The 12221-nt window shown below is 42.6% G+C and carries 12 protein-coding genes; 2 read left to right on the top strand and 10 right to left on the bottom strand.

Going from position 1 to position 12221, the window contains the following annotated elements; all coding sequences use genetic code 11:
- Positions 1 to 20: 20 nt before the first annotated feature.
- The 8 genes from M4D81_RS32480 to M4D81_RS32445 all read right to left on the bottom strand — a co-directional run bounded on the left by M4D81_RS32480 (position 21) and on the right by M4D81_RS32445 (position 7955).
- On the bottom strand, positions 21 to 566 hold the full coding sequence (locus M4D81_RS32480) for a TetR/AcrR family transcriptional regulator (RefSeq protein WP_311200739.1): 546 nt from the start codon (positions 564 to 566) through the stop codon (positions 21 to 23).
- 123 nt (positions 567 to 689) lie between these two features.
- Positions 690 to 995 carry a DUF6320 domain-containing protein gene (locus M4D81_RS32475; protein ID WP_260069430.1) on the bottom strand — a complete coding sequence of 102 codons (306 nt, stop codon included), beginning with the start codon at positions 993 to 995 and terminating at the stop codon, positions 690 to 692.
- A complete protein-coding gene (locus M4D81_RS32470) occupies positions 889 to 1212 on the bottom strand; it encodes a DUF6320 domain-containing protein (RefSeq protein ID WP_260069397.1) in 324 nt (107 codons plus the stop codon). The genes M4D81_RS32475 and M4D81_RS32470 overlap by 107 nt, the downstream gene beginning before the upstream one ends.
- Positions 1213 to 1811: 599 nt before the next feature.
- On the bottom strand, positions 1812 to 2078 hold the full coding sequence (locus M4D81_RS32465; protein ID WP_260069396.1) for a hypothetical protein: 267 nt from the start codon (positions 2076 to 2078) through the stop codon (positions 1812 to 1814).
- Between the two features lie 1255 nt (positions 2079 to 3333).
- The gene (locus tag M4D81_RS32460) at positions 3334 to 3798 is read right to left on the bottom strand and encodes a hypothetical protein (protein ID WP_260069395.1); all 465 of its coding nucleotides are present in this window, start codon (positions 3796 to 3798) and stop codon (positions 3334 to 3336) included.
- A 669-nt stretch (positions 3799 to 4467) separates the two neighbouring features.
- Complete coding sequence (locus M4D81_RS32455; protein ID WP_260069429.1) at positions 4468 to 6168, bottom strand: ABC transporter ATP-binding protein; 1701 nt, start codon at positions 6166 to 6168, stop codon at positions 4468 to 4470.
- Positions 6169 to 6290: 122 nt separating this feature from the next.
- A complete protein-coding gene (locus tag M4D81_RS32450) occupies positions 6291 to 7097 on the bottom strand; it encodes an NmrA family NAD(P)-binding protein (protein ID WP_260069394.1) in 807 nt (268 codons plus the stop codon).
- Between the two features lie 12 nt (positions 7098 to 7109).
- A complete protein-coding gene (locus M4D81_RS32445; protein WP_260069393.1) occupies positions 7110 to 7955 on the bottom strand; it encodes an AraC family transcriptional regulator in 846 nt (281 codons plus the stop codon).
- Between the two features lie 108 nt (positions 7956 to 8063).
- On the opposite strand from M4D81_RS32445, the gene M4D81_RS34930 reads away from it, so the two are divergent.
- Positions 8064 to 8387: a LysE family translocator gene (locus tag M4D81_RS34930; protein ID WP_397376799.1), complete on the top strand. Its 324-nt coding sequence runs from the start codon at positions 8064 to 8066 to the stop codon at positions 8385 to 8387.
- A 452-nt stretch (positions 8388 to 8839) separates the two neighbouring features.
- Positions 8840 to 9400, top strand: a complete 561-nt coding sequence (locus M4D81_RS32440; RefSeq protein WP_260069392.1) for a hypothetical protein — start codon at positions 8840 to 8842, stop codon at positions 9398 to 9400.
- 542 nt (positions 9401 to 9942) lie between these two features.
- Here the strand turns inward: M4D81_RS32440 and M4D81_RS32435 are convergent.
- Entirely contained in the window at positions 9943 to 11388 is a 1446-nt protein-coding gene (locus M4D81_RS32435; RefSeq protein WP_260069391.1) for an erythromycin esterase family protein, read from the bottom strand.
- Positions 11389 to 11722: 334 nt separating this feature from the next.
- Positions 11723 to 12040, bottom strand: coding sequence for an NUDIX domain-containing protein (locus M4D81_RS34765; RefSeq protein WP_311200736.1), 318 nt, complete (start codon positions 12038 to 12040; stop codon positions 11723 to 11725).
- Positions 12041 to 12221 lie beyond the last annotated feature (181 nt).

Genomic DNA, 12221 nt, shown 5'->3' with positions numbered 1-12221 from the left:
AGGCGTAAAATTACCCTTCTTTATTTTTCCTTTGAAATCAGCCCGAACAAGATAATATCCGTAATTTGCATGACAGCTTCTGTAGTGGAAATATTGTTTTGCATATAGAATCTTTGATCATGCACGGATTGGATCGCTTCTCTTATCAACTTTACAATTAAAGAAGCATTTTTGTTTATGATGACTCCTTCGTGTATACCTTGCTCGATTAAGGCTTGCAGTTCGTTCCAGTCCTCAGTAAAAACTTTTGAGACCTTGCTCCACTGCTCTGGATAAGATCGCTTGATTTGCTCTAATATGACTCGATCGTAAAGCTCTTTATGCGTTGGCAAGGCATTTATAACACCTTTGATCTTCTCGACAAGCGTTAGATTAGAATTATTCAATATTTGCTCCGTTATATTGTCCACTTCGGAAAAAGTCTCTTCAATTAATGCATCTAAAATCTCCGCCTTAGATGAGAAATGCTCATAGAGCGTCCGTTTACTGATTCCAAGTCTGCGGGACAAATCGTCCATTGTTAACTTTATACCACTTTCCTTCAATTCTTCAGCGAATGCTTCAATAATACGTTGTTTGATTGTTACGCCTCCTTCGATACTAAAGAGTCAATAATGGTTTTATCAGTTTCGATTTATTATATAGTCTTGTAGTATATTTTTGTAATGCAGCCAGCGACTCCTGATCCATCAACCATGAAATTTTAGCTTAATTTCTTCGCGAAAGCTGTTATCTGCAAATAGCAGCATGCCGCCAAATGTTATCAACGAATGCAAGGCGGCCGCAACAGCGGTCCACAAAACTTGTGACAATCCTAACAAATATAACAGCAACGGAACAAAACTTAGGAAATGCAGGTTCAGTAGGCACCCTATAAGCCCCCGCCATTTAGACCTTCCCGTACAACAAATGAGAGTAACAAGTAGTGTTGCCGCTATCAATACAAATGGGATCACATACTCTATCGACCAGTAATGTGTCCCCCCCCACCACATCGATCCACAACAACATAATCGACAGCCCAAGCAAATGGACTAAGATTTTACGGCCCAGATGGGAGGACCCTACAATGGTATGCCTAATGGAAAGCCATATATACAGCAAACAAGGTACTAGATACAAACTCCACATGTTCTCCCTAGAACTCAGTATGTTAACAATAAGAAGAACGCTAATGACGGATACCGCGATAAAAGAGAGCCACTTGGACATGTTTTCGCTAGTCTTCTTATGATGCCTATCCGACATTAAATAGAATGGGTACAATTGATTAGTTAAAATAGAGATTCCAGCAGTCTCTCTGCTAAATTTCCTTCGACACAGTGGGCATATAGCATGCGAAGGATCTACGATAACGCCACAGCTTTCACACTTCATGTTTCCATCCCCCAATCATTGCTGACAATCCTCAATTCCAGTCCGCTCTGGCCGCTAAGCAGTCGAAAAAAATGCATTTTAACATCACTTTCTAAAATATTGCGTGCAAAGGTTATTGTGAGTGTTTCATTGACAGAGCACACGGCACAATTTATTGGAGTTTTAGAGGTTGGATACATCGTGGTCTCCATCGCTTCAACATATTGTGTCATACTGGACGGAATACTAATTCTGCCTAAATTCGTAAGCGTCATTGTCTTGGCAGCCTCACTGTACCTATCAAAACCATACCGCATGGCTAGGTTTTTTAACTTAAGGGGTACAAATCTAGACATCCAGTTTTTTTTCATATTTCATACTATTTTCTATTTTTTTATATAAATACGTTTTTTTCTTCATTTGCTCACTTACCGCTTCAAGCACTTGTTCAAATGTCAGCTCTTGCTCCATATATATTCAATGTTGATTACAGTAAAAAAATTTCGCAAACTGATTGAAGGGAATAATTTCCTCAAATTGACGGGTAAGCTGATTACAATTGACTCTTGGCTCTCGCTATTAATAGTCATTGTAGCGGCATGAACCGCCATGATCAGAATGGCCGTTAGGTAAGCTGTAATAGTTACTCCTTTCATCTTTGCTGCTGCATTTAACTGGTAAGCGTTAATAAAGCCGTGCACGACATTATGTCCGTAAGGCATGAAGCGTGTGCCGGAATTTTCAGTGCATTAGATACCTCCTCATCTTTCAAATGTGATTGACTATTGTAGTAAACTCTAAAGCTATCCTGTGCTTCAGCATAGCGAGCAAATGAATCTGGAGGAAGTATTACGCCTTCCCTGTCATCTATCTGAACTCCACTTGTAAATAAATACTGAAATACTAATGTTTTGAGAAATTCTAGTGCCCCCCCCCACCATCCGTTATAGCATGAAAAACTTCAATGCTGATCTTGTTTCTGTAATACAGCACCCGTACTAAGCTTCCATAATTGTTCTGACAAATTCACTGGCGCACAAGGATAGTTCGTTTCTTGCTCGACTATGAGCCTCGATTCTTCTGGCGAAGAAATTTCCAGAAAAAACCGTTTTGAAGTTCTACATTCAAATTCGGGAATCTAGAAATCACTTTGTCCAAGGCCTTTGCAGTAACTTAAGGGCGATCGGGCTAGTAAGAATCATCGACAATCGATAGGTAGAAGAATTTTCTTTCCCGGCTACTGCTGGAAACAGCTTACCTGCGTGATCAAGTTTACTCCAATCCTCCATTAATTTATTTACTTATACGCGACTTGAATTTTTGTAAACTAATAAAACCTTTTCAGTTTTATTGTTTTAAGGTATTATAAAGCGGCAGATTTATATTTGCAAGCTCAATGTTTTTCGAACCGATTGGATCGGAATTAAGAACTTGTTCCACATTGGATATTTCCTGAGAACTTCAAGTGAAGTCACGGGTACGAGAACAAGCAAGAACATCTAGAAAAACTCGTTGGCCAACTCACAATTGAGGGGACTGGCTCAAGAAAAATCTGGCTTCAATTGAATCCCCAGGATAATGATAAGAGTGTGCAGGTCATGCACCGGATTAACGAGACCTGTATGAAGCACCCGCATTTTGAATCAATTGTCATTGATGCAACCTGCCAACCTCTTCATACTCCACGTTGTCTCTAACTGAAGAAAGTGATTCATATTAAACTCTCTTTAAAATAAATAAGCCATCAAATCGTTTGTACGACTGATGGCACTGGTCCAACATATAAGATTTCTCATAATTTAGGATTTTTCTCGATCAAATATTGATTGGCTGAATTCGATATGTTTTTTCGATTCCATTGTGTGAAAAGAAGTGACGGTACATAATCATTGTGAACCAAATCAAATGAATTCGGATAAGCACCCGACTGCCTTTCCTTGCACCGATACTCGGTTAATTTAAAACTTTATGTCAAAGCTACGCCTTAATCACTTTTAACATTTGGCGAAGAGCTCCAAGATGATATGCTGAATGGGCCAAAATAGCTACCACGGTGGCAGTTTGTTCATTCCATTCAAAAGCGTCAATCGATTCCAAAAGTGTTAAGTATTCATTTTTCAATCCTTCTTGAATTCGGTTCCATTGCTGTTCATCGACTGAATGAATACCCCAGCTCTTTCCCCAATCCATTTCCGGTTGTTTCCCTTTGTTTAAGATTCCGTTGGTTCCCCACATGTGATAGCGGACATGATCAGTATGTGCAGCCAATGTTGTTCCATGAACTGACATGGAAGCTTCGCCGCAAGAAATTCCTTCTAGTACACCGAAAATTCCTGAATTCGGTTCAACAGTTGTGAACCACGTTCCTTTTACAGGAACCGGGGGGCCTTCGAATGTTTCCTTTATCATCGCTTTAACCGAGTTTCTTAATGCTTCACTCATCTTAATCCCTCCACTAATTTTTGTTATGCTCCTTACAGCAGCCAATTGAATCAAAATGGGTTAGGACAAATAAATTTGATCCTCACCCCCTTTCGTAAAACCCCGTATCCCTTACAAATTCATTTGTTACTCGCAAAACTAAGATAGTTTTGCTTACCTTAATTCTCTCTTTCCCATTAGTTCGGGATTCAATCCCTTTTCAAGATCTTGACCGTTATCTGTAGTTCTTTTTCGAAAAGAGTTTCGTGAAAAAGCTTTTATAAAACGAATGTTTATACTTGTTTAATGATTTGTATTTTCAACCCTCACGATCGTCCTTTTCGGCATTCGGTACAAGTTCTTGTCCTGGGCTCGGGACAAGAACTTGTACCGATAAAACAAAAAAGCCGCTACATAGCGACTCTCAATGGGAATATGTTCTTGTCCCCCGACACCTCCCGTTTCATTTTTGGGGTAAAATCGGACCCGCAGATTAAAAATTGAATATAAAAAAAACGGTAGTACAGCACGAACGCGTTCTGTACTACCGTTTTAAGTAGAGTAGAGAAAGGAGCAACGAATCTGCCCCTTTTTCGTTTTGCAAATTTCAATTCACCACTTTAATTAGACGACTAAATAAATCAGCGATAGCTAAACGTTCTTTCCGTTCACCATCGTCTTTAAATTACCTTAAGGTATTGCCGTTTCATTGTAAAACTGCTGTTTAGCCAATCTGCGATACAGAGCGTGATTTTCCAACAATTCTTCGTGTTTGCCCGTCCCGGTAATGCGCCCTTTTTCAAGGACAATAATCTGATCGGCATTCATAACGGTCGACAAGCGATGGGCAATCACGATCGTCGTTCGCCCACTCATCAACGTGTCAAACGCTTTTCGAATCATAAACTCAGACTGGCTGTCGAGGCTGGACGTGGCTTCATCCAACATGAGGATGCTCGGATTGCGAATCAGCGCCCGGGCAATCGCGATGCGCTGCCTTTGTCCTCCTGACAGCTTCATTCCCCGCTCACCCACGTAGGTGTCGTACCCTTCCCGAAATCGATCGATAAACTCCGTCGCATACGCGGCTTCCGCCGCTTCTTTCACCCGCTCATCCGTGACCGAACCGACACCGTAGCCGATATTGTCTCGAATCGTGCCCTCCATCAGCGGACTCTCTTGCGCGACGAATCCGATCTGACTTCTCCACGCGTGAAGATCGACATCGCGGACGGGAACATCGCCATAACGGATTTCACCTTGCGCAGGCTGATAAAAGCGTTCAATCAAAGAAAAAAGGGTCGTCTTCCCCGCCCCGCTCGGCCCGACAATCGCGGTGATTTTCCCTGCCGGAATCACGCAATCGATGTCCGTCAAAACCGTTTCCGATTCGACTTCCTTATCGTCGCCCCTCACAGCATACTGAAAGGAAACTTGTTCAAAAACAAGATCTTTTTCTTCCGTTGGCAGCGTCTGAACCGAATCTTGCGACGTGGGTTCCGCCACGTGTTGGAAAATTTGTTGAATGCGCTCGGTTGCGCCCATTGCCTTCTGAAACTCTGTAAAGAAGGAAGCCAAGTTCACGATCGGATAAATAATTTGCAGCAAATACAGAATGATGGCGACCATCGTACCCGCCGTCAAAGCGCCCGATGCGACCTGAGCCCCGCCATAACCGACAAGCAGCACGAGCAGCGCCATCATGACAAGCGTCATGAGCGGATTAATGATGGCCATGATGCGTGCTTGCCGGATGTTAAACCCGAATAATTGGTGGATCTTCCCGGAACCGCGGTCATATTCGTCTTGTTCCGCGTTGTACGCTTTGACCAATCGAATATCGCCCAACACCCGAGCCATGCCGCCGTTAAAAGCCGCCATTTCATCCTGCGCGCCCAGCGACAAGCCGTACATCGTTTTGCCGATCGGTTTTAAGATTACGTAGGCCAAAGGGGCGGCAACTGTCATGATCAGCATCATTCGCCAATCCAAAATAAATAAAATGATGACGGCGCCCGCGACGGTAATAATCCCCGAAACAAACGAAACGAGTTGATCGATGAGCCCTTTGACCGTTTCCGTGTCGTTGCTTACCCGGCTCATCGTTTCGCCCGAAGAAGATTGATCGAAGTACGATACAGGCAAACGCAAGACGCGACTCCACACGTTTTTTCGCAAGGAAGCCACCACCCATTCACCCATGTAGCTCATAAGATAGTACGAGATGGAACCGGAGACCGCTTGAAGCACAAAGGCGCCGATCAAAAACGCGATCAGCATCGAATCCAGATTGCCCGCGGACAGCTGGTCGACGATGCGTCCGGTAAACAATGGAACGATGAGCACACCGGCCGTTTCCAACAAACTTAACAGCAGAGCGGTCCCCACCATCCATTTCGGCACGTTCGCGCCTTTGACAAAAGTGAAGAAGGTTTTCCAATTACGCGTTTCTTTCGCTTGTTGGGCCAATAAAGAACCTCCCCCTTTTTATCAGCCTTATTTGTAAAAGGCCCTTATAAAAAATCCGCCGCGTGCTCTTCCGCCCATTGCGCAAATGTCCGGGCCGGGCGGCCTGTCAACGTCTCCACGGAGTCGGTGGCCGGAGAAATGCATTCCCATGAGCCAAGCTCCAACAGCCACTCGATTTCATCGCCCGTATAGCCTTCCTCCAACCACTCCGCCCGTGCTTGTTCCGTCGTCAGTTCCTCGTAACGAATAGGGCGTCCGATGGCCTGTCCGAGTTGCCGGATCGTCTCCCGGCGCGTTAACTCCTGCCGTCCCGTCAGCAAATAGTCTTTGCCTTCATGACCTTCTTCCAGGATAGCTTTGATGGCGACCGCGGCAATGTCCGCTTCGTCGATCATGGCGCTGAGCTGTCCGCCGAAGGGCGCTCGAACGATCCCGTCACGGCGAATCGATTCGGCCCAGACCTTCGTGTTCGACATGAACTCCCCGGGTTGCAGATGCGTACAAGCCAGTCCTGCCTGCCGAGCGGCTTGCAAGACCGTTTCATCGCCCCCTCCCGTCATCACCGCCACACGTTTAATCCCGGCCTTCTTCGCCATCTCGGCCACTCTCGGAGCGGCCTTAAGCGCATCGTATTCGTATATGGAGATCCAATACATCGCCTCGATTCCCGCGAAACCCGATGCAAGCGACTCCGGCATGGACAGATCGCCGGCGACCGTCTCGACTCCCTCGGGGAATGAAGCCTGCTCCGGACGGCGTGTCATGGCGCGGATCGATTTCCCCTGTTCTGATAGTTGCTTGACGATTTCCCGGCCTACAGTGCCGGTTGCTCCCGTTACCAGAATGGTCATGAGGACCCCTCCCTATTTTTTGTCTTGCGTTGCTCTCGTAATCGGAATCCAAATTTCCCATGCCGCATCCTCGTGCGTGCAACGAATAAATTCCGGCGCATCGGCGACTTCAAAATCCCCATCCGGGAACCACTCCGTATAAATCCGTTCCCACGTTTCCAGCATGCATTCCGTCGTAGGACGGTCAAGCGAGAACACCACCCAAGTCGCATCCGCAAGCTCGTGTGATTCATAACCTTCGGGTGCCGTTTCCCTCGTCGATACGGCAACAATGTAACGCGAACGTTCGTCCGTGATGCACCGGGTCACGTGAAGGATGCCCGGAAACACCGGTTCATCTTCCAGCGATTTTAATTGCTCATTCAGGCTATCCTCATCTATCCGTTCAAACAGCGTGATGTGAAAAACAGACGTTTCCATGGAAACTTCCTCCCCCATCCCGACAATCCGAAATGCCGGCCGATCCACAATGCGGTAATGAAGCTGCGCCTTTCCTTGGACGGTCATTTGGAACTGAATGCGGGGATGCGCGTTTAATGAGACACTCTGATTTCTGGCCTCCGAGGGCAACACGCCGTGAATGCCGCTGAACGCTCTGGAGAACGCATCCGCCGACCGATAACCGTATTTGATGGCGATATCGATCAGGCGGGCTTCGCTGTCTCGAATTTCAAGAGCGGCCAACGTCATTCTTCTCCGTCTGATATACTCGGACATCGGCATTCCGACAACGGCCGAAAACAAACGCTTGAAATGATACTCGGAGCAATGGGCGTACCCCGCCGCTTGGCCGTAGTCGATCTCGTCGGCCAGATGCTCTTCGATATATTGGATGGCGGCGTTTAAACCGTCAAGCATTCCTTCTCCTCCTTTCTTGGATTCCAGTTTAACAAATCATCTTTTTCTTCACCCGACAATCTGTGCGCACTAGTGTAGGATAACTAATATTTCTAGGCGGCGCATACTGTGGAGTCCCACTTCTATTTTCTGCTTGTATCATTAATTATAATTATTACACTTGGTCTGGACATTGTCCTTATTACAAAAAACACGATTGTTCATACGCAAAAAGGGGGACGACAAACAGTCTTAGGGGTTGTGGGTGGGTGGACATATTTTATTCATGCCACTTTTTCATTCGTGGGGATTACCGCAATAATTGCAAATTCACTGTTCCTTTTTGAAATCATTAAAATTCTTGGCGGCGCCTACCTTTTCTATCTCGGGATCAAAACCACCCGTGTGAACGGGTGGTATTGTCTATTAAAAGTGTATATGTTTATTACATAGTATTTTGTACATATGTATAAAGATCCATCTCTGCCTTTGACGTTGTTGTGTTATGCTGCCCGTTAGCTTAAAAACCAGCTGCCTTCTATTCTTAATTCAACTATCGTTTCCCGTTAGCTTAACGGGCTATCTATCACTTGGTAGTGGCCGAACTGTAGCATTACAAAATAGCAGTATGAATCATGTTCTTACGAATCACCACCCATTATATTGGACAGGAGCCACTTGAAAAACAACCTTCCACTATAACCTTGCTATAAATGATGTCCGAGCAAGAATTATTTCAATTGTTAATGCGAATAGAAGTACAATTATTAGCGGTAACGGTTATGCTACAATAAATGTTAGTATAGATGGACAAATGTACAGGTTGGTTGTAAGTAATTATAGAATAAATACATTTTACCCTTATTGATTAAGTTACAACATACCTTTAGTTATTGGAGTAGTTTATGCTAAATATAACCACATACATTGAAAAGAAGACTATAGATTCTTTTTACTTTAGTCAAGATAATATTGAAGACTATTTTATTTCATTGAAAGATAGTTTATCAATCCAGGTGGCTAACAGACAATTAAACAAGCATAAAGGCCATAAGTTAGATGGTGTAGTAAATATTAAAACGTCTGATACTACAATCACCAACTTTATGGATTGGGATGATATTGACTTGATGTGGATCGGTGTTTTAGAAATGACTTTGGAATATAAAAAAACAGGTTTTGGAGAGCACATTATGGCCATGAATAGCCATGAGTGGAGTGTCAAAAGAATCATTACAAAACCAGAGAACAAGATATTATTTAGAGTAAAAAGGAATCCGTTGATTTTTGAAGATACAAACCTTTACGAAGCTTACAAAGAGACGAAAAACATTGTTGTTGAAGAAGAATTTTTATCTGAAATTCTTAAGGCGGCTAATGAGTTTATTTCTTTTAGAGAAAAACTATTAAAAATTGATAGTCTAGGCAGATTAAAAGCAGTAATGTCTGAAATACAATCTTATTAGGCCAACTAGTAGTTTTAATTTAACTAGTGGCATAAAAGGATCTCCCAATTGGAGATCCTTTTGACTTTGTGCTTTAACAACCAAGTCTCCTACTCTTTGGCCACGTCTACCTCATTCACGATATCCATGACTTCTGACACAGATTCCTGACAATTTAATTTTGATGGAATAAAAAGGCCCCTATTCTGTCCGTTAGCTTAATGAAATAGCTCTCGAAATTTAATTAGTTATGTGTTAAATCGGTAATATGTCTTTTAGCAGCAAAATAAAACCCGTTGGATTCAAATCTTCAACGGGATTTTAAAAATTAATTTTTTAACACAAAAGATAAACTGATCTTTAAAGCTGATTATTCCTCATTATCTGCTCTTGACCATCATTGTAAATTTCCGAGGTGTAAACGAAAGCATTGTTTGGTTTGGATTTTTTCTTTACTATGTTCATCCTGATACGAAAATTCCATCAACAATACTTCAACCCCCCCTTTCAACTGTATCACTGCATCCACTAAAGTTACCCCTAACCACTTCTCTTTCCATTAATTATCTTTCATAAGGTGTGAATACGTTTACCTTGCGAAAATGAATTAATGCATCAAATGACTCATCTAAAATCATGCCTGAGTAATAGTTTTCTATCTTACGATGATTAGGATCATTCAAATCAACACTATTTAGGCTACCTGCATATGGCATCTTTAACTCATCTTTGGAGATTAGCCGGTTTAATTGCTCATCTTGCTTCGCACGATCAAGATCCAAGAAATAACGATCCGCCGGCAATTGCTTCAATGAATTTAGTAATAAATTATCACTATGAATAGTGAAGGTAGGCGGATTTGGATCCGTCATAATCTTTGAATCTGCTGCTAATACGCCCTCATTAAAGGATGTTCCGATAGCATAATAAGCATCGCCATAACTTTCCTCCAGAAGCTCACCTATATATGTAAGTTTAAGCATTTTGCTATCTACATTAATTTTTTTCTCTTTTGCTGCACTAACAAAATTGTCAGCGGCAGCTCTATTCTTTTTCGAAATATGACCATTATGACCTGCAATTAGAATGGGTCCATTCGACTGGTTTAAAATCCAGTCTACCTTTTCCTTCATGGCTTTATCACGATGGTTAGAAGAGGAAACAAAGTGAAGATACCCATTCCCCTCGCTAAAATCTCGAAGCAAAGAGTCATTGATCACTGAGTAAGAAACATAAATAGACTGGATATTCTGCATTGCGGCCTCATACATTTGTTCATCTGATTTGGCGATAAGAAGATCTGCATTCATAGCCATCCGGTGTATCAATCGTTCAATAAGCTGAATATCCTTTTGGATCAATGGACTCCATTGTCGTTGCAGCTGTTTATAATCACTTTTAGTCAATGCACGCTCACTGATTGGAGTAAAGATATCGCCGAGTAATTGATTCGATATTTCCCACAGGTCAAAACTGCCGACCTGTATACGGTTAAGCTCTTTAGAGAGTTCACGATCCACTTCTTTTAAATAATTATCAAGTGTGGGTAACATCAGTTCTGATCGCTGAACATCCATGCCCCAATATTGAAGCTGTTCTTCACTAGATGCGGAACGGTTATATTCTCGCATCCACTCAAATAATTCAGCCATTTCTTGTGTATGGTAGAAGGGAAACCATTTTTCCCATGCTTCTTGCAGCTCGATTTCCTCGCCCGATAGATACCGATTCATTAATTCTGAATTAGCAAAATCCTCTTCTAATACGAATGTTCGAACACCATACTTTTCAACAAGCACCTTAAATACATCAAGCCGTACAGACTGAAATTCACCGTTGTTATGAGTTGCTTCGCCTAAACCAATAATTTGGACACCCTCGGGTACTGTCAATTGATTAACGGGTACAGCATATTTCTCTAGTTTATTAGTTAGATCAACTGGTTGACTAGAACAAGCAGTAAGTAATAGCGATATAACGCTCACCAACGCTAAAATAAAGCGCTTCATTGCTGTAGCTCTCCTCTCCATAGTAAATAAGTACTTGTAACATTAAATCCCATATAAGGAATTCTATAATGTTATTGAGTAATCCTTCCCGTTAGTTGAACAAAAAAGCAGCTGATTATGTCCAGCTGCTTTTCTATATTTATTTAACTATCAATACAACTAAACATTCCTTTGAAGCTTGACACTACATTCTGACGTTGTCGCAGTGACGTACTCCATATAATTCACTGAGCCGTTAAAGTTCAAATAAGCTTCATAACGCATGCGGATTGCGGGTAAAGTGATCAAATCCAGAACATTTTCCTTTGGAACCCACCTGCATTCGCTGGATTCTTCAGTCGATGTTGCTAACGCTCCACCCACCAGCTTTGCACACGAAATCAAACATGACCTTCGTAGGAACATCAGTTTCACCGTCATACCACTTATGGATGGCTGTATTCGAAACAACACTAATTAAATGGCTAACAATAGCTTCTATTCCACTTTCCTCATTAATTTCACGGATCACGCCATAAATCAGGTTTTCTCCAACTTCAGTTATCCCACCAGGATATACCCAACCGTCGTCGTGGGCTTTTACTAATAGGATATTTCCATTTCCATCTTCTACAATTCCGCCTGCCGATACAATATGTGTCGGAAACGACATTTCTCAACCTCCTAATACTGATAATTTGTATATTTATTCCACGTGTTTCATGTACTTCCCTGCTTTCATGAATTTATATGCTTGAAAGGTACTCACGAAACGTTTGAACTTGTCTGCCCGTTAGCTTAATGAAATTGTAGGGAAACTCAGTTAGATACTAATCGAAACGGTAATCAGCTCA

Origin of the sequence: Paenibacillus sp. p3-SID867, assembly GCF_025142895.1 — a bacterium.
Lineage (GTDB): Bacteria > Bacillota > Bacilli > Paenibacillales > Paenibacillaceae > Paenibacillus_AQ.
This window is presented reverse-complemented; position numbering and strand designations above follow the sequence as displayed.

What these genes read in the sequence shown, in the direction of transcription:
- M4D81_RS32475 (WP_260069430.1), bottom strand. Translation starts at nt 995, where the DNA reads ATGTGGTGGGGGGGGACACATTACTGGTCGATAGAGTATGTGATCCCA.
- M4D81_RS32470 (WP_260069397.1), bottom strand. Translation starts at nt 1,212, where the DNA reads ATGTCCAAGTGGCTCTCTTTTATCGCGGTATCCGTCATTAGCGTTCTT.
- M4D81_RS32465 (WP_260069396.1), bottom strand. Translation starts at nt 2,078, where the DNA reads ATGCCTTACGGACATAATGTCGTGCACGGCTTTATTAACGCTTACCAG.
- M4D81_RS32460 (WP_260069395.1), bottom strand. Translation starts at nt 3,798, where the DNA reads ATGAGTGAAGCATTAAGAAACTCGGTTAAAGCGATGATAAAGGAAACA.
- M4D81_RS32455 (WP_260069429.1), bottom strand. Translation starts at nt 6,168, where the DNA reads ATGGTGGGGACCGCTCTGCTGTTAAGTTTGTTGGAAACGGCCGGTGTG.
- M4D81_RS32450 (WP_260069394.1), bottom strand. Translation starts at nt 7,097, where the DNA reads ATGACCATTCTGGTAACGGGAGCAACCGGCACTGTAGGCCGGGAAATC.
- M4D81_RS32445 (WP_260069393.1), bottom strand. Translation starts at nt 7,955, where the DNA reads ATGCTTGACGGTTTAAACGCCGCCATCCAATATATCGAAGAGCATCTG.
- M4D81_RS32440 (WP_260069392.1), top strand. Translation starts at nt 8,840, where the DNA reads ATGCTAAATATAACCACATACATTGAAAAGAAGACTATAGATTCTTTT.
- M4D81_RS32435 (WP_260069391.1), bottom strand. Translation starts at nt 11,388, where the DNA reads ATGAAGCGCTTTATTTTAGCGTTGGTGAGCGTTATATCGCTATTACTT.
- M4D81_RS34765 (WP_311200736.1), bottom strand. Translation starts at nt 12,040, where the DNA reads ATGTCGTTTCCGACACATATTGTATCGGCAGGCGGAATTGTAGAAGAT.